23 protein-coding genes are annotated in these 21,509 nt (G+C 58.8%); 12 read left to right on the top strand and 11 right to left on the bottom strand.

Features of this window, described 5'->3' with window-relative positions:
• Position 1: 1 nt before the first annotated feature.
• From VO84_RS14335 to mltG, 10 genes are all read right to left on the bottom strand, one after another.
• Positions 2 to 1,381 (bottom strand): DUF58 domain-containing protein, encoded by a 1,380-nt coding sequence (locus tag VO84_RS14335; RefSeq protein WP_058188270.1) that lies wholly within the window; start codon positions 1,379 to 1,381, stop codon positions 2 to 4.
• Positions 1,381 to 2,376, bottom strand: coding sequence for an AAA family ATPase (locus VO84_RS14340; protein WP_058188271.1), 996 nt, complete (start codon positions 2,374 to 2,376; stop codon positions 1,381 to 1,383). The genes VO84_RS14335 and VO84_RS14340 overlap by 1 nt, the downstream gene beginning before the upstream one ends.
• Complete coding sequence (locus VO84_RS14345; RefSeq protein ID WP_058188272.1) at positions 2,373 to 3,614, bottom strand: DUF4350 domain-containing protein; 1,242 nt, start codon at positions 3,612 to 3,614, stop codon at positions 2,373 to 2,375. Before VO84_RS14345 ends, VO84_RS14340 begins: the two co-directional genes overlap by 4 nt.
• Positions 3,611 to 4,732: a DUF4129 domain-containing protein gene (locus VO84_RS14350; protein ID WP_058188273.1), complete on the bottom strand. Its 1,122-nt coding sequence runs from the start codon at positions 4,730 to 4,732 to the stop codon at positions 3,611 to 3,613. The genes VO84_RS14345 and VO84_RS14350 overlap by 4 nt, the downstream gene beginning before the upstream one ends.
• The gene (locus tag VO84_RS14355) at positions 4,729 to 5,709 is read right to left on the bottom strand and encodes a hypothetical protein (protein ID WP_058188274.1); all 981 of its coding nucleotides are present in this window, start codon (positions 5,707 to 5,709) and stop codon (positions 4,729 to 4,731) included. The genes VO84_RS14350 and VO84_RS14355 overlap by 4 nt, the downstream gene beginning before the upstream one ends.
• A complete protein-coding gene (locus VO84_RS14360; protein WP_058188275.1) occupies positions 5,706 to 6,701 on the bottom strand; it encodes a hypothetical protein in 996 nt (331 codons plus the stop codon). Before VO84_RS14360 ends, VO84_RS14355 begins: the two co-directional genes overlap by 4 nt.
• On the bottom strand, positions 6,698 to 7,702 hold the full coding sequence (locus tag VO84_RS14365) for a hypothetical protein (RefSeq protein WP_058188276.1): 1,005 nt from the start codon (positions 7,700 to 7,702) through the stop codon (positions 6,698 to 6,700). Before VO84_RS14365 ends, VO84_RS14360 begins: the two co-directional genes overlap by 4 nt.
• A complete protein-coding gene (locus VO84_RS14370) occupies positions 7,699 to 8,751 on the bottom strand; it encodes a hypothetical protein (protein ID WP_157439894.1) in 1,053 nt (350 codons plus the stop codon). The genes VO84_RS14365 and VO84_RS14370 overlap by 4 nt, the downstream gene beginning before the upstream one ends.
• A gap of 409 nt (positions 8,752 to 9,160) precedes the next feature.
• Entirely contained in the window at positions 9,161 to 10,105 is a 945-nt protein-coding gene (locus tag VO84_RS14375) for a DUF4292 domain-containing protein (protein WP_058188278.1), read from the bottom strand.
• A complete protein-coding gene (gene mltG / locus VO84_RS14380; RefSeq protein ID WP_058188785.1) occupies positions 10,102 to 11,079 on the bottom strand; it encodes an endolytic transglycosylase MltG in 978 nt (325 codons plus the stop codon). The genes VO84_RS14375 and mltG overlap by 4 nt, the downstream gene beginning before the upstream one ends.
• 175 nt (positions 11,080 to 11,254) lie before the next feature.
• Here mltG and ruvX point away from each other — a divergent pair, with 175 nt between their 5' ends.
• The 4 genes from ruvX (at position 11,255) to VO84_RS14400 (ending at position 14,386) form a co-directional block, all read left to right on the top strand.
• The gene (gene ruvX / locus VO84_RS14385; protein ID WP_058188279.1) at positions 11,255 to 11,704 is read left to right on the top strand and encodes a Holliday junction resolvase RuvX; all 450 of its coding nucleotides are present in this window, start codon (positions 11,255 to 11,257) and stop codon (positions 11,702 to 11,704) included.
• A 41-nt stretch (positions 11,705 to 11,745) separates the two neighbouring features.
• Positions 11,746 to 12,057, top strand: coding sequence for an Asp-tRNA(Asn)/Glu-tRNA(Gln) amidotransferase subunit GatC (gatC, locus tag VO84_RS14390; RefSeq protein WP_058188280.1), 312 nt, complete (start codon positions 11,746 to 11,748; stop codon positions 12,055 to 12,057).
• A gap of 2 nt (positions 12,058 to 12,059) precedes the next feature.
• On the top strand, positions 12,060 to 13,538 hold the full coding sequence (gatA, locus tag VO84_RS14395; RefSeq protein ID WP_058188281.1) for an Asp-tRNA(Asn)/Glu-tRNA(Gln) amidotransferase subunit GatA: 1,479 nt from the start codon (positions 12,060 to 12,062) through the stop codon (positions 13,536 to 13,538).
• Positions 13,539 to 13,645: 107 nt separating this feature from the next.
• Positions 13,646 to 14,386 carry a hypothetical protein gene (locus VO84_RS14400; protein ID WP_058188282.1) on the top strand — a complete coding sequence of 247 codons (741 nt, stop codon included), beginning with the start codon at positions 13,646 to 13,648 and terminating at the stop codon, positions 14,384 to 14,386.
• 49 nt (positions 14,387 to 14,435) lie between these two features.
• Here the strand turns inward: VO84_RS14400 and VO84_RS22875 are convergent, their stop codons facing one another.
• Positions 14,436 to 14,576 carry a hypothetical protein gene (locus VO84_RS22875; RefSeq protein ID WP_197414033.1) on the bottom strand — a complete coding sequence of 47 codons (141 nt, stop codon included), beginning with the start codon at positions 14,574 to 14,576 and terminating at the stop codon, positions 14,436 to 14,438.
• Positions 14,577 to 14,958: 382 nt separating this feature from the next.
• Here VO84_RS22875 and yajC point away from each other — a divergent pair, with 382 nt between their 5' ends.
• From yajC to VO84_RS14440, 8 genes are all read left to right on the top strand, one after another.
• Positions 14,959 to 15,270 (top strand): preprotein translocase subunit YajC, encoded by a 312-nt coding sequence (gene yajC, locus VO84_RS14405; RefSeq protein WP_408033307.1) that lies wholly within the window; start codon positions 14,959 to 14,961, stop codon positions 15,268 to 15,270.
• 39 nt (positions 15,271 to 15,309) lie between these two features.
• On the top strand, positions 15,310 to 16,923 hold the full coding sequence (gene secD / locus VO84_RS14410; protein WP_058188284.1) for a protein translocase subunit SecD: 1,614 nt from the start codon (positions 15,310 to 15,312) through the stop codon (positions 16,921 to 16,923).
• 137 nt (positions 16,924 to 17,060) lie between these two features.
• On the top strand, positions 17,061 to 18,032 hold the full coding sequence (gene secF, locus VO84_RS14415) for a protein translocase subunit SecF (protein WP_058188285.1): 972 nt from the start codon (positions 17,061 to 17,063) through the stop codon (positions 18,030 to 18,032).
• A 206-nt stretch (positions 18,033 to 18,238) separates the two neighbouring features.
• The gene (locus VO84_RS14420; RefSeq protein WP_058188286.1) at positions 18,239 to 18,967 is read left to right on the top strand and encodes an energy transducer TonB; all 729 of its coding nucleotides are present in this window, start codon (positions 18,239 to 18,241) and stop codon (positions 18,965 to 18,967) included.
• A gap of 223 nt (positions 18,968 to 19,190) precedes the next feature.
• Complete coding sequence (locus tag VO84_RS14425) at positions 19,191 to 19,934, top strand: MotA/TolQ/ExbB proton channel family protein (protein WP_058188287.1); 744 nt, start codon at positions 19,191 to 19,193, stop codon at positions 19,932 to 19,934.
• Between the two features lie 145 nt (positions 19,935 to 20,079).
• Positions 20,080 to 20,520, top strand: a complete 441-nt coding sequence (locus tag VO84_RS14430; RefSeq protein ID WP_058188288.1) for a biopolymer transporter ExbD — start codon at positions 20,080 to 20,082, stop codon at positions 20,518 to 20,520.
• Between the two features lie 50 nt (positions 20,521 to 20,570).
• Positions 20,571 to 21,005: an ExbD/TolR family protein gene (locus VO84_RS14435; RefSeq protein ID WP_058188289.1), complete on the top strand. Its 435-nt coding sequence runs from the start codon at positions 20,571 to 20,573 to the stop codon at positions 21,003 to 21,005.
• A gap of 45 nt (positions 21,006 to 21,050) precedes the next feature.
• The gene (locus VO84_RS14440) at positions 21,051 to 21,476 is read left to right on the top strand and encodes an ExbD/TolR family protein (RefSeq protein WP_058188290.1); all 426 of its coding nucleotides are present in this window, start codon (positions 21,051 to 21,053) and stop codon (positions 21,474 to 21,476) included.
• Positions 21,477 to 21,509 lie beyond the last annotated feature (33 nt).

A 21,509-nucleotide genomic window follows, 5' to 3' on the forward strand; every position in this document is an offset into this window, starting at 1 on the left:
ACTACACCATCGCGCGTTCTTTCACCTTGAGGTACTGGTTCAGCACCGTCGAGGTGAGAACTTCCGGATCGAGATCGAGAGTCAGCGCGCCCTGTTCAGCCAGTTGGGCCAGCAGCAGTTCGCGCCGGCCCGCCATTTCCTGCGCCGCGGCGGAGCGGAACATATCCTCTACATTTTTCGGCCTCGCATGTGCAATGCGCTCCACTTCGGGCTGTGCCATCGCCACAAACAGCAGCACATGCCGCCGCAGCAATTGCATTGCGCCGTCAATCACCTCCGGCCGCATCGCTGTCTCCGCCAGATCCGTGATCCAAAGAATCAGCGATCGCCGTGGCTGCAGGCGGCTCAACACTGCCGTCGCACGCAGATGATCGGCCTCGCCAATCTCCGTCCGCACCTGCGCCAGCAGCTCAATCATCTGCCTCAGGTGTGACGCGCCGCGCCCCGGCAACAGCCTCTGCTGTATGCTCTGCCCGTAAGCCAGCAATCCCACGCGGTCTCCCGAATAGAGCGCCACCTGCGCCAGCGCCACCGCAGTCGCGCAGGCGTGATCCAGCTTTGAGTGCTTCCCATCCGGCTGTGACCGCATCAGCCTTCCGCAGTCCAGCACGATCCACACCGCCTGGCTGCGCTCCGTCTGATACTGCCGTGTAATCAGGCTTCCGCGCCGCGCCGTCGCAGTCCAGCAGATGTCGCGCAGGTCGTCGCTCTCAAGGTAGTCACGCAGGCTCTCAAAATCGCGACCCAGGCCGCGCTGCCTTGCCTGGCGGAGCAGCAAATCAATCTGCCGGCTGCGTGCGAGAAAGATTTGCTGCTCCTCGCTCGACCGCAGAGCCGGATAAACGCGCACCGTCTGCGTCAGCTTCGCCTTGGCCCACTTCTCGGCAAGCCCCAGCGGCGAGCGGTAGCGTATGTAAAGGCCGCCAGTTTCATAATCTCCGCGCTGCTGTGGAGTCACACGATACCGCTTCCGCGCAGGCACCCGGGGAAATGCCTGCATCCGCAGCTTCGCAGGTTCGCTGGCAAGCGTCACGGGCAGATCGTCCACAATGCGGCAGTCCAGCACCATACGGCTCTGGTTCTCAATCGCAATCTCGATCTCAGTCTCGCTGTCGAGCGCAGGCGCGTTGGACCAGCTTCTCTCGGCCACAATCTTCGCGGCCTTCGGCAGCCTCATTCCATCCAGCAGGCAGGCCAGCAAAATCAGTCCATCCCATACAGGCATGGCGTAGCTTAGCCGATCTACATAAAACCCCGGAATCAGCAGAAGAAATCCCGCCACCAGCAGCACTAGGGCTCGCGGTGTGAGCGCAAACGCCCACCGGCGCCGCGGTTCGCATGCGGCGCGCACTGGTTCGGGATGAAGCGAGGGCGAGATCACTATTTCGTCGCTTCCCTCGGCACCGGAACCCCGGCAATCACATCCGTCAGCACGCGGTCAGCGTCAAAGCCCTCGAGCTCAGCTTCCGGCTTGAGCATCACGCGGTGCCGCAGCACCGGCAGCACAGCGCGCTTCACGTCGTCAGGAACCAGGTAATCGCGCCCTTCAAACGCCGCCGCGGCCTGCGCCACCAGCATCAGGCTCAGCGCAGCGCGCGGGCTTGCGCCAAGCAGCAGCGTGGGCCACTCGCGGGTGCGCCGCGCCAGCGCCACAATGTAGCCATACAGCTCCGGCTCCACGCGAATGGCGCGCACTTCGGCACGTGCTGCCGCCAGCAGGCCTTCAGAAACAGGCACAATCGCGGCTTCTTCCAACAGCCCCGCGCCGCCACTTGCATGATGCCGCTGCAGGATCTGCAGCTCTTCCGCTTCCGAAGGATAGGAGACGCGGATCTTGAGCAGGAACCGGTCGAGCTGAGCCTCCGGCAACGGATAGGTGCCCTCAAAATCCACCGGATTCTGCGTAGCAAAGACCGTAAACCATCCGGGCAGCGCATGCCGTACGCCATCCGCCGTTACCTGCCGCTCTTCCATGCACTCCAGCAGCGCGGCCTGCGTGCGTGGAGGCATACGGTTGATCTCATCCACGAGCAAAAGATCGGTAAACACTGCCCCGTGATGGAACGTAAAGGTATCCGTGCCGGGCTTCAGAATCGTAGTGCCCAGAATGTCGGCCGGCATCAGGTCCGGCGTAGCCTGCACGCGTTGAAAGCCCAATCCCAGCAGTCGCCCCAGCGTCTTCACAGTCAGCGTCTTGGCAATGCCCGGCACGCCTTCCAGCAGTGCGTGGCCCTGGCACAGCACGGCCATAATCACCTGCTCAATGACATCGTTCTGTCCTGAAATCACGCGGCCCAGCTCCGTGCGCACCTGTGAGATGAGTTGCTGCGTGGCGCGCAGCGTTTCCGCGTGCGTGAATGAGATTTCCTCGCTCATGAAGCCCTTTCGTGAATTACCCCATTATCGATCGTGTGTTCAACCGCTGCTCTTTGTGGCCCCGCAGCGGACTTCAACTTATCCCAGTGTGCGTTGAGCAGCTGGATCAGCCGCAGGGCCTCGCGAGGCTGCAGAGCTTCTTCCTTTGCGCTTTGCTCACACGCAGTCAGATCGGCCTCCAGCGCTTCGTCTGCCAGAGGAAATCGCCGCCGCAGCACAATGGCCAACTCCGCCGCTTCCATCTTCGGCGCTCGTATGCCGCATAGTGCCAACGCCTGCCTACGGAAGCGTTCCCATGCAATCGCCACTGCCGTCGAAGAAGCCCCCGCACCGCGATACAGCGACCCAAGCGCATCGATAAACTCAATCGGAGTTGCCCGCGCCGGCAGCGGCAGCGCGCGCAGCGGCCCGCTCCTGCGGCTGAAGCTGAAAATCACCAGCAGAGCCAGCACCGGCAGGCTCCAGCACAGGATCGTCATTGACGGTCCCCACGCAAACGTCCATACGGAGCGAATCTCCCCGTGCAGCGATTCATCCCAGTAAAACTTGTGTCCCGCCTTCGGTCCCAGCGAGTTCAACAGCAGATCAAGATTCTGCGCGCGGCTCAGAGAGCCATTTTCAAGCGGCGTGGAGCTGGCCCACCACACTACGTGACCCTTGCCCCAGCCGAACTCCACCACCGCGGGCTTGCCTGCGCAGGTGTACTGCACGCGGTCTGTCGGATTGCCTAGTTGCCAGCTTGCCTGCGGCACCATCCAGATTTCGCCGGTGCTGGCAAGTGCGTCCAGCCCATTCGGCTCCAGCTTGCACGCCGCAAAGGTAAGGTCGGAGGGCGCCGCGGGAGTTCCGCGCGGCAGCAGAAATCCTCCCTCAAACCCCGTAGCCACCACGCGCCCGCCACGATCCAGAATCTGCCGTATCGCCCGGATGTCCGCGATGTCGCGCGACATAGGCTGCGCAAAGAGGATTACCGTCTCCGGTCCCGCAGTCTCAGCCAGCTCGCCCAAAGGCCGCTCCCAGCGTTCCAGCGGATAGCCGGACTGCAGCAGCGTCTCATACGCTGCTAGCGCACCGTGCTGCCCACTCAGGTAACTCGAAGGCAGTCGGTTCGCATCCTCATTATTGGGCGTCAGTATTCCGGCAGCAATCGCCAGCACCAGCGCAATACCAACGCACCACAGCAGCAGCTTGCGGTCGCCGGCATCGAGCCCTGGCATCAGTCGAGACAGCCACTTCATCGCGCCCGTCCCCCATCCGCCGCGCCCGCGCCAATCAGCGCCGCCGTCAACTCATCCGCCTGCCTGTAATCAGTCTCAGCCGCAGCCCGCCCGCCATACCACGTCCGCTCAAAGCTCCCCGTAAGCGCAGTCAGTCCAGCCTTCCGCGGATCTTCCGGAGCCACCAGCGCCAGGTACTCGCGCGGCGTGCGAGCCCGATCCGCAGGCCAAAGCCGTTTTGATTCCAGGCGCGAGATCGCCGCCCAATACAGAAAGTGAATCGCCTCGCGCCACAGCCCAGCCGCTGCTGCCTTGTGCGCATCCGCCAGCCATAGCTGCCAATCTCGTGCAGAGGCCGCTCCCGGAGCCGGTGCTTCCGTTTCTGGAACCAGGCGGATCCTCCACCGACGCTCCAATTGCAGTAACGCCCACGCCAGCCCAATCCCCACCGCCAGCACAAAACCCCACACCAGCGCGCGTCCCAGCCACTTGGCCCCTTGAGTCAGGCGGCTGATTCCTCCAAATATCGAGTTGATCCAGTCGTTAACCTTCTCAAGGATCGAATCGGTAGAGCTCTGCCCCTTGAGCCTGCGAAACTCGCGCTCCGAGAGCACCTTCTGCATGGCGTCGGCCTCCGCCGGGTGTCCGGTAACAGTCGCAACCTGCCCGCCCGCCTGCCGCAGATCGTCCGCTAAGCGCGTCTGCGCCGCCTCCAGCAGTTGCGAGGTGGTCTTCGGCTTCGGCAGAGACGAATCATTCTGCAGTTGAGCATTTCCCATCACACCCGCGGCCTGCTGTGCTTTATCCGGCTCCTGCGCGTGAGCAAACAACACTCGCAACCATTCATAGCTAATAGCGCGTTGTTCAGAACCAAGCCGCACATGCTCATCCTGCTCAATACTCTGCGCATCGCAACTCTCCACATTGCGCCCCTTCGCACACTTCTGTGTCAGCGAAATCAGCGCCTCAAGATGTTTGCGATAGCCATCGAATGAGGCATTAGCCGCTCTACCTTGCGCCGCAGCCTGCGCCGGCTGCGGCGCAACAGCAAAGCACCGCGCCGCGCCCATCGTGCTCAGCAGAACCAGCACCGCAATCGCAGCAGAAGAAGTCTTCGCGCAAACCCGCAGCAGAATCATCCTTGCGGAGCCTCCACTGGCAGAGACGGAGTCACAACATTCTCTTCCGCGATCCACCCCGCCGATTGCATCATCTGCTCGATGTCGTAACCCTCTTTGCGTATCCGCTGATCATAGTAGATAAGTGTCAATGCGATAGGGTAAATCGGGCCAAGCAGGCTGGAGATCACAAATGCTCCGCTCGATACCAGAATGGTGTACGCGCGAAGTACAGCCGTGTGGTTCAAGTACTTGAGTCGTAAAGGGCGAGTCAAAAAATGAAGTGCAATCAGAGATGCAAATGTTAAAGACCACCACAGGACCGCCTGAGCTAACTGTGCCGTTAAGAGTTTTCGAAGTGCACCGCGCGAAAGCCGCCTGCCTCTGCCCAACGCTTGCCACGCTGCAAGCTTTTCTAGGCGGCAAGCACACCAGCTAAGACCAAACCAGCCTGAAAACAAGAAGAAGCAGACGAAGCCCAGTAAGATACTGGTTGCCATCTCGGGTGCCCAGATTGGCCCGAACGCCGTGGTGTCAATTCTTGCGGCCTGGGCAAGTGCGCCGCTGCACGCCTCCAGCAGAATGATGACAATGAATGGAAATATTATTACGCAGCAGAGTACGAATAAAGCTAATCCTATATTTGCCAGCCAGCGATTAAGTATGCTTCTGAGCGCTGTCGATAAGCTGCAAGGACTATGGAGAATCTCTCCCGAACTCAGATGCGTCATGGAGGGCCTGATGAGAAAGTCAAACAGCGTTTGAATCAGAAAAAGGAGCAGCATCCACATCACTTGCTCCATGTAGATAAGACCGAAGACCCGAAAGCCTCTTGCTGAATCCAGCTTCCACCAGGATTCCATCGCGAACCTGACGGCTATCATCACCAGCGCCGGCAAAGCCGCAATTCCCACAAACACCCAGAACCGCGACTTATAAATCTGAAATGTCCGGTCGAGAATCTCCCCAAGATTCATCGGCCGCAGCGGCTGCCTCATGCAGGAACAATGCCTCCTGCAGACGGTCCAAATCCACTCGTCACAGCCCCATCCACCCTCCACCGCTGATCGCAATACACAATCGTAAAAGTGATGGAGTAAGCCGACCATGCCAGCGCTGTATACAAAAACATCAGCACCATAAAAATCAGCGCCGCAAGCACACCCAGAGCAATCCCCACAGCCATACTCAGATGCAGCAGTTGGAACAACACCACGCCCAGCGCAGCAACGCCAAAGACAACGAATTCCACCACCAGCACCACCGCATAGCTGATAGCAGCGACCACCACCAGCGTCAGAAACAGTTTGCCCTTGACCCCGAAGCTGAGCCGCGAGCTGCGCTTGAGCGCCGCAGCAGCGGGCAGGTCCTCCGCCACCGATGCCGGAAATGCCAAGCCAAGGCGTAGAGCCATCCAAATGGCATACACCATCGCACCCAGGTAAAACAGAAAGAACAACGGGATGGTCACAAACAACACCGCAGGGTTGGGATGGGTGCCAATCTGAATCAGTCCCATCAGCACGGCCACAAGCATCATCACCACCACGATCGGTCCCGCAACCCACAGGTAATGCAGAATCATCAGCCAGCAGTAGCGTCCAGCCTTACGCCACGCCGCAGCGTAAGCTTCGCGCATCGTTATCTGTTGCCCTCTTGCTTTGCTGAGCGTGGCAAAAGCCGTGGCCGCCTGATACAAAGCAAAGACGAACAAGTTTGGAATGGACCCAATGAACATGGCGCAATAGACCCAGAAAAAAGCCCGCAAGTCAGGCATCACTCCTGGGTGCATCGGAAAGATCCCGCTAACAAAGAGCGCCCCGGCATAGAGCGCCAAAAATAGAATGCCGACCGCAGCCAGCGGAGAGCCAAGCCACAGGTACAGCTTCCAATTGCCGCGCAGCGTCTTCCATAGCTTGTCCAGCACCTCACCCGTGCTGATGGGCAACGGCGTCGTCGAAACAAACGGTGCAAAAGGATAAGTACTCATATCTGCGCCCCCGGCAAAATCTCAGGATTCGGAAGTGGCTGGCTCACGGACTCCGCATTCGCCGTCAACCCCGCCCGCTCCATCATCCATTCAATGTCATAACCCTCATTGCGAATACGCTGATCGTAATAAAACAGCACCAGCGCGATGCCATAGACCGGCCGTATCAGCGCCTGTACCGCGAATCCCGCCGCATAAGTGCCAAAGAGAATGATCGACCCCATCATCTGCGAGTGCTGCGGCGAGTTCATGCCCGGGATCAGCGATACCGCGATGATCACCGGAAGCGTCACCAGCCACGTCAGCATCCAGCCGCACACCGCGCCCATCACAAACAGCAGCAGAATCCTCCAGCGCGTCCCCCGGCTCAGTGTCCATCCGCGCTTCAATGACTCCGCCACGCCCGCTTTCTCAGCCACGGAGGCAGCAAACGACATGCACAGACGCGGCAGCATCCACAGCTCGTAAATCATCAGCAGTGCGCCAAGAGCCACGATTGCCAACACCGTCGCGTTACCCGCATCGCCGCCGGCAGCGGCTGCCGCCACTCCAATGCCGATGGAAAGAGCAAACAGAACAATCCCCGGAGCCACGCCCAGGATCGCAAAATCCAGCGCAAACAGCCCCAGATAGCGCCAGCCATGCGGCCATGCTTCGCGGTACATGCCGCGGATCGTCACCGGCTCGCCGAAGAAACGCTTTTTCGCTGCCTGACTCAACGCCGCAAAGCCGAATGCGCTAGCCGCAATGTAGAGCGGCACTCCCACCGCCAGCAACGCCAGAAATCCCAGCCCCAGGAGCAGGTTCGCAGCCGTCCCCCCGCCATGCGCAAAAAGATACAGCAGAAACCCTGCGGCAAAGCATCCCAGCACCACGAGAGACGGTCCCGCCGCAATGCCGGCAAAGAGCAGGAACTGCCGCCGGTAGATTTGCACTGTCCGGTCCAGAATCTCGCCCAGGTGCATGGGCCGCAGCGCGTCCGGCATGAGCGTATCTGTCACGGTTGGTCTCCGTGTGCCTGCTGCTCCGCTCCGTTTGTTTCGGCCTGCGGCGTCTCCGCAATTTCTTCTATCGGTGCGGCACTTGCGGGCGGTTCCGGTGGCGCGGCAGTCACATCGAAGCCGGCGTTCATGCCCGCCGCCTGCATCATCCACTCGATGTCGTAGCCTTCCTTCCGCACGCGCTGGTCATAGTAGAAGAGTGTCAGTCCCGTTGAAAACATTGGCGCGATGAAGGAGGTCGTTGCAAAGGACACAAATTGCTGCGCCACCGCCGCCCACGTTGGCAGCACAAGATGATTCTTGAATGCCAGAAAGATGAAGAATGACTGCGTAATACCTACCAGCGCGATCTCAATCACAGTCACCAGCAATCCCAGCACAAAGATGCGCCCGCGCGATCCCAGGCTGAGATCGATACTGCGTCTCAGAGCCGTACGCGCCTTCAGCTCTTCCACCACACACGCCGGAATCGCTAGCGCATAGCGCAGCCCCATCAGTACCGCATACACGAGTGCTACAAATGCCACCGCAAAGAAAATCAGGGCCATCATGCCGAACAGGATGGCCGCCTGTGGGTTCGCCTGCCCACCGGCCTTGGCCAGCGGCTTGTACCAGAAGAATGCTATGGATGCGAACCCCCCATAGCAAAGCGCTAACGGTGTCCACACTACAAACGTAATGATCGTCATCAGCCACAGAATGCGTCCCAGCCGCGGCAGCACGCTCATATAAGCGCCGCGGGTGGTGGCTCGCTGGCCCAGATGCACCCACGCGACGGCGCGGTTGTTGGCCGCTATCGCCAACCCGCCAATGAGAAAGATGACCATCCATTGCAGTAGCACCGCGCCAATATTCAGCCATAGAACCAGTTGCGTCCAGTGCATTGCGCCCAGCAACGCGTCCAGCCCGATGCGCACCAGCCCCACCACCATCAGTGCGCCGGCATAGACTGCCGCGATCCCCGCAAAGAGCAGGAAATTCGTGCGATAAAGCTGTGCCGTGCGGTCCAGAATCTCGCTGAGCGACATTGGACGCAGTTGGGTGTCCATGAAAGGTGTCCTTGGAAGCAGAATGGAATCAGGAATCGCGTGCTTGGCCGGATACTAGCACACAGGTCCAGCTGCATAAATCCGGCCTTCCGCATAAGCGCACATTTTTCCAGTAGCGCGTCGTTTTTACGGGGTCCACTCGCCGTTAACGCCCGTATCTCCTGCCATTGCAGCAGAATTCGTTTGGCGTTTTAGATGCATCTAACCAGAGGAAGCAGGCGACCCGGTCGGGATGTACTGAGCCAAGACCGCGTCGCCCATATCTATATGAAGATAAGAGAGGTTAATTAAAGATGGAGAAACACTACAAACGCTGGTTGGTTGTCTCGCTTTCCATTGCCTTCCTGGTATTAGCTACGCGACGACTGGAAGACGGCGCTAATCGCACCTAGGAATTTCTGATGAGCGGCTATTGCAGGGTCTGAATCTTGACCTCAGGCGGAATCTCGATCTGAAATTGATCATCCTTCAGGTCAAGATTCTCCTTGACGGTTTCTACCGTGAGCACAATCTGGAACTCATCCAGCGGCCGCTTGATGGTTACCGTCTTGGGATATCTGCTGCCGCCGAAGTCCTCATAGTTGCCATAGAGCACCTCTGTTTCCAGGTTTCCCTGCTCGTCGTAGAGGTCCTGCTCGTAGGGCATCAGGTCATCGCGGTGGAAATGAATTACACGGATTGGCCGCAGTTCCTGGCTTCCCGGCTTATGCTCCATGACGCTCAGGATGTACTCCTGAACCAACAGCAGGTGTTTCTTCTTGGCGTCTTCCACCGTATCGTTGTCCGCGGTCTTCATGTACTCGTCTTCGGGCTTCAATCCGCGCACTATGAGCGCATCCAGAAAGAACCCCGGACGAATGTTTTCAATCGTGTTTGCCGACTTATGCGTCACAACATACGGTCCCTTATACGCAACGTTCTTCGCATTCTCGTACAGGGTGAAGGTTTTTCCATCGCTCGCCATGTTGAACATGGGAGACCCGATGACCGGAACGCGTCCGTACACACGCAGCATCTCCGGCTTCCGCATCATGATGATCCCCGGGAATGAAGACCAGCTCTTTTCCAGGCCTTCTTTGGACTTCTTGGTGGTCAACTGCACATCCACCTTCGCGTACAGCGTCTTCAGCCCATCCCAGCGTTCATTCAGCTTCTTCACCAGATCTTCTGCCGACGCTGTCTGCGTCACGGACGGTGCCGTCGGAACAGGCAATTTGCGCGTCGTAAACAGGCATCCGGAAAGCGGAAGAATCGTCAGGGCCATCGCACTCACCCGCGAAATGGCGCGGGGAAGCCGCCACTGCCTGGACGGCCAGTCCCGCGAAGCGCCGTCCACCCTGTGCGCAGCAGTCACTGGTCACCTGCTTTTTTCACTGCGTCGCGATACTCACTCACGTTACGGTTATGCTCTTCCAGCGTCTCGGCAAAGAGGCTCTGGCCTTGGGCATTCGCCCCTGCCGCAACAAAGTAAAGATAGTTCGTCTGCGCGGGATCCATCGCCGCCTTCAGAGACTTTAACCCTGGATTGGCTATCGGCCCTGGTGGCATACCCTGGTGCAGATAAGTGTTGTACGGGGTGTCGCGCTGCAGATCGCTGGCGTAAATGGTTCCGCGCCACGCTCCCGCCAGTTGCAGCCCGTAGATCACGGAAGGATCCGTCATCAGCGGCATATTCTTTTCAAGCCTGTTCTCAAACACGCTGGCCACCAGGGGCCGCTCCTTGTCAATCGCTGTCTCCCGTTCTACCAGCGAGGCCATCGTCACTACATCGTGCACATTTCCGTGGAGTCCCAACTGCGTGGCCGCCGTCCGGAAGCGCTTCACCATCAACGCCGCAATCTCGATCGGTTTTGTCTTCGGGGCAAAGCGGTATGTGTCGGGAAACAGATATCCCTCCAGACTTGTGGCCTGGGAATCCAGATCCTTGATCAGTTCCGTCTCGGTCTTCGCGGCTGTCAGAAAATCCGCCGCCGGGCCGAGCTTCGCTCCTTGCAGGCGCGCCGCTATTTCAAACACCGTTGAGCCTTCCGGAATCGTCACTGCAATGGTGTATACGTCGCCGCGATGAATTCGTTCATAGATATTTGCTGTCGTATCCGGCCCCGCAAAGCGGTAAGTGCCTGCCTTGAGCACCCCGGCCTTCACAATGCGCAACGCGTCAAAGGCATACTGGCTCGGAATCACGCCGGCCTGCTGCAATTGTTTGCCAATCTCCAGCGTTGGCGAGCCGGGGATGATCTCCACAAACGTTTCCTGCGTGGGCCCGTACGGCACCAGCCAGACAAAAGCCGCTGCGCCCGCGCCGCACAAAAGGAGCAGAAGCAGCATCCAGCCCACTAGCCGGCCAAACCAGCTTCTTTTTTTACTTATGTTTTGCCTGCTGCCCATCTGCCTCCGTAGCCTTCTTTCATCAGACGCACCGGACAGCCGGGAGATGCCTCTGAATATCTTTATTGTATCGGCGCGGATACGAACTCCCCCGGCGATCCCGTATCCTCAAGCCATGCCTCCCCGCTATCTCGCTCTCGACGTCGGCACAAAGCGCATCGGCGTTGCTGTCTCCGATGAGCTTGGCCTTACCGCACAACCGGTGCTCACGCTTGAAGTACGCCGAAATCGCCGGGATGATCTCCGCTCCATTGCCCGGCTGGCGCGTAAGTTTTCCGTCATCGGCATCGTGGTCGGCAACCCGCTTCACCTTTCCGGCGACCAGAGCGCTCGCGCCGCCAAGGTTCAGGCCTTTGCCGCTCAGCTTGGCGAACTGTCTGGCCTGCCCATCCATCTCTGGGATGAGCGTTTGACCACAGAAGAGGCCCACAGAATTCTCTATGAGGCCGGCCACAGCCGCCAACAGCACGCGCCTATTGTCGATCAGGTCGCCGCAACGCTCATCCTGCAGTCCTTTCTCGATGATCCGCACGGGGTTGGTCCCCTTAGTCTCTCAGTGCCATAGTCCCTGTCTCACCCTCTATACTGGAGCTTCGGCAAAAACACATGACAGCCAAAGTAACCACTGAAGAAGTAGCCCGCGTAGCTGAGCTGGCCAGCCTGGAGCTGACTCCCGAGGAGATCCCCGGCATGGTCGGCGACCTCAACGCCATCCTGGATTACGTCGCCGAGCTGAATGAGCTCGACACAACGGGCATTGCTCCATTGGCCCAGATCAGTGAACTTCCCGGCGCCGGCGGCTCTGCCTCGTTGCGCAAGGATGCAGTTGAGCCCTCGCTCAACCGCGCTACCGTCATGCCGGAGGCGCCTGAGTCTGACGGCCGCTTCTTTAAAGTGCCCAAAGTGATTGAGCGATAGCGATGACAACGGAATTGACTTCAGGAAAATACGTCGAGAAGCCGAAGACCCTGGCTGCTCTCAAGAGCGAAATTGCCGAAGGCCGCACGAAGGCAGTCGACCTGGCAGCCGCCTACTTCGACCGCATCGGGACTGTGAACCCCCAGCTCAACGTCTACCTGAGCTTGACCAAAGATCGCGCCATCGAGCAGGCCGCTCGCATCGACGCGCTTGCAGCTAAAGGCTACGCGCTGCCGGCTTTGGCCGGAATTCCCATCGGTATCAAGGACGTTCTCGTCATGAAGGGCGCGCCTGCCACCGCCGGCTCCAAAATTCTCAAGGACTATGAGCCACCTTACGACGCGACCGCCGTTACAAAGCTCGAATCGGCCGGCGCTGTGCTGCTCGGCAAGCTCAACTGCGATGAATTCGCCATGGGATCTTCGACCGAGAACTCTGCTTATGGTCCCGTTCGCAATCCCGTCGATCCGGAACGCGTTCCGGGAGGCTCCTCGGGCGGTTCAGCGGCAGCGGTGGCTGCTAATCTCGCTGTCGCCTCGCTTGGATCCGACACGGGCGGCTCCATTCGCCAGCCCGCCAGCTTCTGCGGCGTAGTGGGTGTGCTGCCTACGTGGGGCCGCGTCTCGCGCTACGGTCTCATCGCTTTTGCTTCCTCGCTTGACCGTATTGGCCCTTTTGCGGGCAACGTTCGCGATGCCGCTACGCTGCTCAATGTGCTGGCCGGCCACGATCCCAAGGACGCGACCAGCTCTCCGGCTCCTGTCCCTGATTACGCTGCCGAGAGCGATAAAGGCGTCTCAGGCCTCCGCATTGGCGTGCCCGCCGAGTATTTTGCTGAGGGTCTCGATCCCGAAGTTCGCGCTGCCATTGAGAAGGGAATTGAAGACCTCAAGGCCGCAGGCTGCACCATCAAGCCCATCTCGCTGCCGCATACAAAGTACGCGATTCCTACGTATTACCTCGTCGCCACCGCTGAGGCCAGCGCTAATCTTGCTCGCTTTGATGGCGTGCGTTACGGCTTTCGCTCGCCCGCCAGCGAAAACCTTGCCGCTATGTACCGCCATTCCCGCGAGGAGGGCTTCGGCCCCGAGGTCAAGCGCCGCATTCTGCTCGGGACATATGCGTTAAGTGCGGGCTACTATGACGCCTACTACGGTAAGGCGCAGCAGGTTCGCCGCCTTCTGGCCGAAGAATTCCTCCGCGCTTTCGCTGAAGTTGACGCGATTGTGACTCCGACTTCTCCAGTGCCGGCGTTCAAACTCGGCGAAAAGTCGGGCGACCCGCTTTCCATGTACCTCGCCGATATTTACACTGTGACGGCTTCACTGGCTGGCATCTGCGGTGTTACGGTGCCGTGTGGCACGACTTCGACAGGTCTGCCGGTGGGAATGCAGGTTCTGGCTACGCACCTCGGCGAAAGCACCGCTTTCCGCGTGGCGCGGGCGGTGGAAGCGGCGCAGGATAATTTTCAGCTGCCGTAGCCTGCGCGGCACCTGCTACACTGCTCGCAACAATAACAAAACACAGTTTCAGCAACCATTTTTTCCCCAAGTTCCTGCGTAATCCTCCGCTACCGGAGCGTGCAGTCATGCGCCTTGGGATCCGATTCGCTTTCGTCGCCGGTCTACTGACCGCACCCATCCTCAGCCCTTCCGCCTTCGCCGCTACCGCACATAAACAGCACGTCATTGCGCTCGGTGCGCCCAAAAAAGTCCCCTATTCCAAAGCTGGCGATCCATCCGGCGCGCTTCCTGGGGAAGAGTGGCTGAAAATCCGCCCTCTCCTCGTCGATGACCAGGTCAAGGAATGGACTGCCGGGGACTCCCACGATGTCACCGATCGCACGTTTGTCGTCCGCCGCGCCGTGCGCCTCAATGACGCGCTGCCCGGAGACAAGCCCGGCGCTCAGAAAGAGCACTGGGTCTGGCAGCGAGGTCCCTGGCTCATGATTGACCGCCTCACAGGCCGCGTCACCGCCCTCAAGCTGCCTGACTATGAGCCCGGTGTCAGTCAGGTCACATGGTTCCGCGACTACGGAGCCTACTGCGGCCTCACCTCCAGCGGCAAAGGCCTTTACGCAGTCGTGGCCCAGTTAACCGCCCGCAAACCCATTCTCGTCAAGAAGCTTGACGTCTACGATGCTGATCCAGCGGCGCATTCCGATCCGGCCTGCATCCCGCCCGACTGGCAGCGCGACCCCCTGCGCATCACCTTTCACCAAGTCGGCAAGGGTGACTTCATGTACGAGATCGTTCCGGGCTCCGCTGTTCTTGTCGAAGACTCCGGTGACGAGCCGGAGACACCGGCTGCTGCAGCGCCATCCAACTGAATCCGCCCACAATGGTCAGAGTTTACCGTCTCAGCAGGGAATCGTTTGCCTATCGTCGTTTATGGCTGTCCTGCCATAGATGCCACAGAATCCACAACATCACCGCCTCTGCCAGCACAAATGGGATCAGTAGAAGCAGCCATAATTCCGACGGCATGGAGAACATCACGACAGCCGAATGCAACAACATGGTGTCTCAAGAAGAACTCCTGCGCCGTAAACCCGCGCCAATGCTTCTATAAGGCTTTTGCAAAGCGGCGCTATCAGCACCTTGACACGCCCGCGTCTTGCCGTTTCTTATCGTGCTAGGCAATCTTTCGGGAGACATGTTCGCTTTTCGCCTGCGCAAACCGCGCTTGGCTGGCCGCAAATCTCCTCAGAGCAAGCCGTGTCGAACAGGAAGCCGACGGTGAGCGGGCCGCAATTTGCACCCGTATATGCCGAGTCTGAACCCGGGTGCGCCATCCGCCTGCCCGGTGAGGAAATGTTCCCGGAGACAAATTTCGCGTTCGAGTCCGGCTGATACGCCGGAAGCCCCGTGCCTCCCAAAGGCAGGGCAGTAAAGGATGAGTGTGGCAATCGCTTTAGCAGTTTATGCGGCGCCGGCTGGTGGAGGCATTCTCGGAATGCTCCCCATCCTGCTCCTGATACCGATCATGTACTTTGCAATGATCCGTCCGCAGCAGAAGCGGCAAAAGCAATGGCAGCAGATGCTGGCAGACATCAAGCCCGGCGATAGAATCACCACATCCGGCGGCATCCGCGGCACGATTCTGTCCATCAAGGACGACGGCATCATCATCAAGGTGGCTCCCGACGGGATCAAGATGGAAATAGCCAAGAGCGCCATCGGCTCCGTTACCACGGAAGACAAAGCATCCTAGGGTGCTCCGCACTTTTATTCTTTGGACTAGAGAACTTGAATGAAAAACGTTAGAAACAGAGTTTTGCTGATCGTCGCTGTCCTTCTGGTTTGCATTTACGGCATCCTTGGCATTCCCAAAGGTCTGAGCGGCCCGGCGCTTCTTGAGGCCATCACCAAGAACATTCACCTGGGCCTCGACCTCAAGGGCGGCGCGCATCTCATCCTGCGCGTGAAGGTACAGGAAGCCGTCTCCGCTGAGACCGACAACACCGTCGCGCAGCTCCAGCAGGATTTGAAGAAGGCCAATACCGCCTTTACTCGCATCTACAAGCCGGACCCAGCCAAACCTACCGTCATCTCTGTTGAGGGCGTTCCCGCTGCCGCCGCCAGCCAGTTCCGTACCGCGCTGGATACAAAGTACGGCACGGAGTACGACTACTCGAGCGCCAACGGCACGTACACGCTCACAATGAAGCCGACCTACCAGTCCGACCTTGAGAAGCGTACCCTCCAGCAGTCCATCGAGACCATTCGTGATCGCGTCGATACCCTTGGCGTTAGCGAGCCTGTAATTCAGGAGTACAACCTCGGCGCCGATCAGATTCTCGTTGAACTGCCCGGCGTATCGGACCTCGAGGGTATCAAGCGGCTTCTTCAGGAAACGGCGCGTCTTGAAATTCACGCGGTCGTCGGCGGTCCGTTTCCCACCGAGCAGGCTGCCCTCGCATCCGTTCCCGGCGGCGTCATCCCGCCTGACCAGGTCATGCTTCATGCCCCTGGCGCCATTGGCAGCCGTTCGGACGCTGACAGCGTCTATCTCCTCCAGCGCGCGGCAGTGGTCAAGGGCAATGACTTCCGCTCCGCTGAGTCAGCCACCAACCCCGACACTGGCCAGCGCATGGTCCGCTTCACTCTGACCACGGACGCCGGCGACACCTTCTACGAGTACACCAGCCACAACGTCGGTTCCGCTATGGCCGTCGTTATGGGCAGCACTGTCCGCGAAGTCGCCAACATCCGGAGCGGCATCCGCGATCAGGGCGATATTGAAGGCTCCTTCAGCGAAGACGAAGTCGCCTCACTCTCGAAGCTCCTCCGCACCGGTGCTCTGCCCGCTTCGCTTGAAGAGATTGAAACCCGGACAGTAGGCGCGTCGCTCGGCGCGGACTCCATCAAGGAAGGCGTTACGGCAGCCGTCGTCGGCGTGCTCGTCGTGATGCTCTTCATGCTCGTTTATTACAAGGGATCAGGCATCAATGCGGATCTCGCGTTGCTGCTGAACCTGCTGATTCTTCTTGGCTTCATGGGCTTCTCCACGGCGACGCTTACACTGCCCGGCATCGCCGGCGTCATCCTGACCATCGGTATGGGCGTCGACTCGAACGTGCTGATCTTCGAGCGTATCCGTGAGGAAATTCGCGAAGGCAAATCGGCAGCCGCCGCTGTTGAGCAGGGATTTGGCCACGCATGGATCACCATCGTGGATACTCACGTGACAACGATCGTCTCAGCAGCCATCCTGTTCCTCTTCGGCACTGGCCCGGTCAAGGGCTTCGCCACCACGCTGACATTCGGCTTGCTGGCCAACCTCTTCACCGCGGTCTTTGTCTCGCGCACCATCTTTGACGCGCACCTGAACAAGCTCAAGACCGGACAGATGGTCTCCATCTAGGGTCGAATGACGAGGGACGAAAACCCATCGTCATGGGGAACTAAAAATTTTGAAGGGGCACGGTTTGAGCCGTGCCGAGAACGCAAAAAAAGATTCCGGGGGCTTTTAGCCCTCGCTGCAGGAAGGCAGAAACTTCAGTGGAACTTTTTCACGGTGTCAACATCGACTGGCTTGGAAAGAAGTGGTATTTCCTCGCCTTTTCGTTGATCTTCAGCGTCGCTGGCCTCATTTCCATGGGCATTCATCTCGCTCAGACTGGCAGTCCTGTGCCTCTGGGCGTGGACTTCCGCGGCGGCACAGAGGTTCAGGTTCAGTTCGCCAACCCGCCGGACATCGGCGCCATCCGCACAGCCGTCAGCTCCGCCGGCATCACAGACGCCAAGATCCAGTCCTACGGCGGCGATGTCAGCCGCAACGAGGTCCTTATCAGCCTTCCCGAGCAGAAGAATGAGACTTCGCTCGATCAAGGGCGCCAGGCGATCGTCAGCGCGCTCAAGACGCACTACAACAACCCCTTCGATGAGGCCAAGGGCGTCAAGGTCGATGTCGTCGGCCCTACAGTCGGCAAGCAGCTCCGGAATAAGGCCATCATGGCCACGCTCTACTCACTGCTCGGCATGCTGGTCTACCTCTGGTTCCGCTTCCAGCTCATCTATGGTGTGGCCGCCGTCATTGCCTGCTTCCATGACACGCTTATCACCATTGGTTTTTTCTCGCTCACCGGCCAGGAGATCTCGCTCACCGTCATCGCAGCTATTCTCACCCTCGTCGGCTATTCCATGAACGACACCATCGTGGTCTTTGACCGCATTCGTGAAAATCTGCGCATGAACCGCCGCGAGGAACTCCCCGATGTCGTCAATCGCAGCATTAACCAGACATTAAGCCGAACGGTTTTGACCTCAGGATTAACTTTTCTTACCGTGCTTTCGTTGTATATTTTCGGTGGCCAGGTTTTACGCGGATTTTCGTTCGCTCTGGTGATCGGCATTCTGATTGGCACCTACTCTTCCATCGCAGTAGCCGCGCCTATGCTGGTGGCATATCAGCAGTGGCGGGGGAAAAACGGCAAGGCAGCAATACTTCCGGCTGCTCGTCGCGCTCGCTAGGCATGTGTGGCCGGCAAATCGATTTTCCGGCCACGCATGAGGTTGGTATAAAGTTGCACCGATTTTGAGGCAGCGTTTTGCAACCTGTATGTTCGTTCTGATATAGGTTGAGCACGCTGATTGCAGTTGGCGGGATGCTCCGGGAACATTCAAGGTTTCCGTGGTGTCTAAATAGAGGAAACCAACACCCCGATTCGAGGCTGGCTATGTTTGAAGATTCCACATTTGAATCAGGCGGCAAGATCAAGAGCAAAGCAAAATTCTGGATGATGGTTACGCTTCCATTTTGCTTGTCGATCATCACGGTCATCATCTTGATTCCGCTGATCTATCCGGAGGCGCTGCCCAAGGCCATGATGCAGACGCTTCTCGTTGCCCCTCCGCCACCTCCGCCTCCGCCGCCGCCGCCACCGCCGGCAGCGCCTGTGCATGTTGTCCACGTCCAGTCGGAGATGATGAACAACCAGCTCGTCGCTCCCACCAAGATTCCTAAAGACATCAAAAACGTTAAGGAGCAGGAAGCTCCTCCGCAGAGCTTCGGCGTAGCCGGTATGGAAGGCCTAGGCAACGGCGCGCCCGGCGGCGTGATCGGCGGTCTCTTCTCGGGCTCCGCTCCCGCGCCTAAGGTCACCAAGGAAGCGCCGAAGAAGGTCACCATCTCTCAGGGCGTTGCCCAGGGTCTGGCGATCAGCCGGCCTTCGCCGACCTATCCTGCCATCGCCAAGGCCGCGCGCGTTTCCGGCACTGTCGTGCTCCGCGCCACCATCTCCAAGAGCGGCACCATCGAGAATCTTACTGTGGTGGAGGGTCCCCCGATGCTGCGTCAGTCCGCTCTCGATGCCGTTCGCAGCTGGCGTTACCGTCCTTACCTGCTCAATGGCGAGCCGGTCGAGGTCGACACCACCGTCAACGTGATATTCAGCCTTGGTGGATGAGGTTTTCGCGTCCCTTTTCCGACAGGAAAAGGGACGCATGTTTTTCAGCCGGATGACGTTCCATACAGAACCTCGTCCTTACTGCAGCTACAATCGGTTTTATCGGCAGCAGTGGCACTGGAAACAATTTCAGACGCCAAACTTCCGGAGTCCCTTGTAGATGCGCTTATAAACTTTGTAACCCCCGTACTAAAAAAGCAAACTCCCTAGGAGGAACGATTCAGTGATTCTCGCTCAGCTCGCACATTTTGCTTCGCACTCGGTCAACAGCCTGGCCTTCTTTCAGGAAGGGGGCGGCACGGTAAGCTTCAGCCTCCTCGGCCTCTGGGGCAACATGGGATGGCTGGCCAAGTGTGTGGCCATCATTCTCTTCGTCGAGTCCGTCTGGTCTCTGGCCGTCATGATTGACCGCTACCTGTACTTCTCGGCAGCCCGCAAGCAGTCCCGCGAGTTCGCTCCCAAGGTTGCCGGCGCTCTCAAGGACGGCAAGCTCGAGGAAGCCATCAAGATTGCCGACCGCAACAAGAAGTCGCACCTTGCTGAGGTCGTAACCGCTGGCCTGCAGGAGTTCCGCGTTTCCGGCGGCAACCCAACCGAAGACACGATTGCCAGTTCCGAGCGCGCTCTTGAGCGTGCCGAGGCCATCGTGCATGCCAAGCTGAAGCGCGGCCTCTCGGTACTTGCCACCATCGGTGCCACCGCACCGTTCGTCGGCCTATTCGGCACCGTCGTCGGTATCCTGAACGCCTTCCAGCAGATCGCCACCCAGAAGACCTCCGGCATCGGCGCAGTCGCCGGCGGTATCTCGGAGGCTCTGGTCACCACGGCATTCGGTCTGCTTGTGGCCATCCCTGCCGTTATGGCGTTCAACTACTTCACAGGTCGCGTTGAGGCGTTCGACGTCGAGATGGACAACTCGTCGAGCGAACTCATCGACTACTTCATCAAGCAGAGCCACAAGAAGTAACTGGATCTGCCTGAGCTGAGCGGGATATTTTGGCGCGGGGAGCGGATCGTCTCCCTTCCCCGCTGCCAGTTTTGCATGGTTCCCTGAAGCGCACCCGAACCGGTATTCAGTACGGTTCAAGAAATCCAAAAGATGGAGCCCCGCGATGGGAGTTGCAGTTCGTAACGAAGCAGCCAATGTCAGTTCCAACATCAACGTCACTCCAATGGTCGACGTCATGCTGGTTCTGCTCATCATCTTCATGGTCATCACCCCCATGCTCCAGAACAAGGTGCAGGTGGAAATGGCCACGGTCGAGAACCCGACCAATATGCCGGACGCCGACAAGGAAGACGCCATTGTTGTGGGTGTCACCCGCGATGGCAGTGTGTACCTCGGTCAGAACAAGATTGCTCTCAGCGAACTTGGCTCTGCTGTGCAGGGCAAGCTGGCGGACAAGCCTGGCAAGACCGTCTTTTTCCGCGCAGACGCACGCGCCAAGTACATCGACGTGGAAAACGCGATTGATGCTGTTCGTACAGCGGGAGTGGAAGAGGTTGGCCTCTTGACTCAGAAGAAGGAAGCAGCTGGAGCTGGCGGCGAGTAGTCATTCGCTAATTTTTGGATACGTTTTTATAAAACGAGGAGTTTGAAGCCATGGCAATGTCAAGCGGTAGCAGTGGTGGCGCGATGGGCGACATCAATGTCACCCCGATGATCGACGTTCTGTTGGTGCTGCTCATCATCTTCATGGTGATTGTGCCGGTAACCCCCAAGGGACTGGACGCGCTCGTACCGCAGCCGCCCAAGAACCCGCAGCAACAGCAGCCCAATGATCGCACCATCGTGGTACAGGTTGTCTCGAACAAGAACGGGGCTCCGTCCTACAAGATCAACGAGACCCCCTACGCTAAGAGCGAGCTACAGCAGAGGCTGACCGACATCTATGCCAACCGCGCCGAGCGCGTCATGTTCGTCAAGGGTGACGATGACGTGAACTTCTCGTATATCGCGGAAGTCATTGATATCGGCCACGCCGCCAACGCGGATCACATCGGCCTTATGACGCCGAAGATTCTCGCAGGCCAATAAGTCTATAAGCCGCAGTTCCCTCACGGGAGAAGGGAGTCTGAAGCCATGACGATGAGTAAATCCACAAATGGAATGCAATCGGAGATCAATGTAACTCCGATGATCGATGTTCTGCTGGTCCTGCTGATTATCTTCATGGTGATCGTCCCTATCGTCTCCAAGGGTGAACAGGCGCTTGCGCCCAAACCCGCCACGCACTCCCTGAACCCACCATCCGATCCAATCGTTCTGGAGCTAACGGCCGGTAAGGGAAGTGAGCCGGATTATCGGATTAACAACCAGGCAATTGCAAAGCTCGATTTACCTGCCCGGCTCTCAGAAATCTATGCGGCCCGTGCAGATCGCTTGTTGTTCGTCAAGGCAGACGACAAGCTGGCTTTTACGCAGGTTGCTCAGGCTATTGACATGGGCCACGCCGCTGGTGTCGAACACGTGGCGCTCATCACTCCGGGTGCGGCAGCCGCGCGTTAAGATTGCGGCAGCTTTCGGCAGCACTCTCGAATG

Source organism: Occallatibacter gabretensis (genome assembly GCF_001449115.1).
In the GTDB taxonomy this organism is placed as follows: domain Bacteria; phylum Acidobacteriota; class Terriglobia; order Terriglobales; family Acidobacteriaceae; genus Telmatobacter; species Telmatobacter gabretensis.

Coding starts and splice junctions, on each gene's coding strand:
- VO84_RS14340 (WP_058188271.1), bottom strand. CDS start 2,376: ATGAGCGAGGAAATCTCATTCACGCACGCGGAAACGCTGCGCGCCACG.
- VO84_RS14345 (WP_058188272.1), bottom strand. CDS start 3,614: ATGAAGTGGCTGTCTCGACTGATGCCAGGGCTCGATGCCGGCGACCGC.
- VO84_RS14350 (WP_058188273.1), bottom strand. CDS start 4,732: ATGATTCTGCTGCGGGTTTGCGCGAAGACTTCTTCTGCTGCGATTGCG.
- VO84_RS14355 (WP_058188274.1), bottom strand. CDS start 5,709: ATGAGGCAGCCGCTGCGGCCGATGAATCTTGGGGAGATTCTCGACCGG.
- VO84_RS14360 (WP_058188275.1), bottom strand. CDS start 6,701: ATGAGTACTTATCCTTTTGCACCGTTTGTTTCGACGACGCCGTTGCCC.
- VO84_RS14370 (WP_157439894.1), bottom strand. CDS start 8,751: ATGGACACCCAACTGCGTCCAATGTCGCTCAGCGAGATTCTGGACCGC.
- mltG (WP_058188785.1), bottom strand. CDS start 11,079: ATGCTGCTTCTGCTCCTTTTGTGCGGCGCGGGCGCAGCGGCTTTTGTC.
- ruvX (WP_058188279.1), top strand. CDS start 11,255: ATGCCTCCCCGCTATCTCGCTCTCGACGTCGGCACAAAGCGCATCGGC.
- gatC (WP_058188280.1), top strand. CDS start 11,746: ATGACAGCCAAAGTAACCACTGAAGAAGTAGCCCGCGTAGCTGAGCTG.
- gatA (WP_058188281.1), top strand. CDS start 12,060: ATGACAACGGAATTGACTTCAGGAAAATACGTCGAGAAGCCGAAGACC.
- VO84_RS14400 (WP_058188282.1), top strand. CDS start 13,646: ATGCGCCTTGGGATCCGATTCGCTTTCGTCGCCGGTCTACTGACCGCA.
- VO84_RS22875 (WP_197414033.1), bottom strand. CDS start 14,576: ATGTTGTTGCATTCGGCTGTCGTGATGTTCTCCATGCCGTCGGAATTA.
- secD (WP_058188284.1), top strand. CDS start 15,310: ATGAAAAACGTTAGAAACAGAGTTTTGCTGATCGTCGCTGTCCTTCTG.
- VO84_RS14420 (WP_058188286.1), top strand. CDS start 18,239: ATGTTTGAAGATTCCACATTTGAATCAGGCGGCAAGATCAAGAGCAAA.
- VO84_RS14430 (WP_058188288.1), top strand. CDS start 20,080: ATGGGAGTTGCAGTTCGTAACGAAGCAGCCAATGTCAGTTCCAACATC.
- VO84_RS14435 (WP_058188289.1), top strand. CDS start 20,571: ATGGCAATGTCAAGCGGTAGCAGTGGTGGCGCGATGGGCGACATCAAT.
- VO84_RS14440 (WP_058188290.1), top strand. CDS start 21,051: ATGACGATGAGTAAATCCACAAATGGAATGCAATCGGAGATCAATGTA.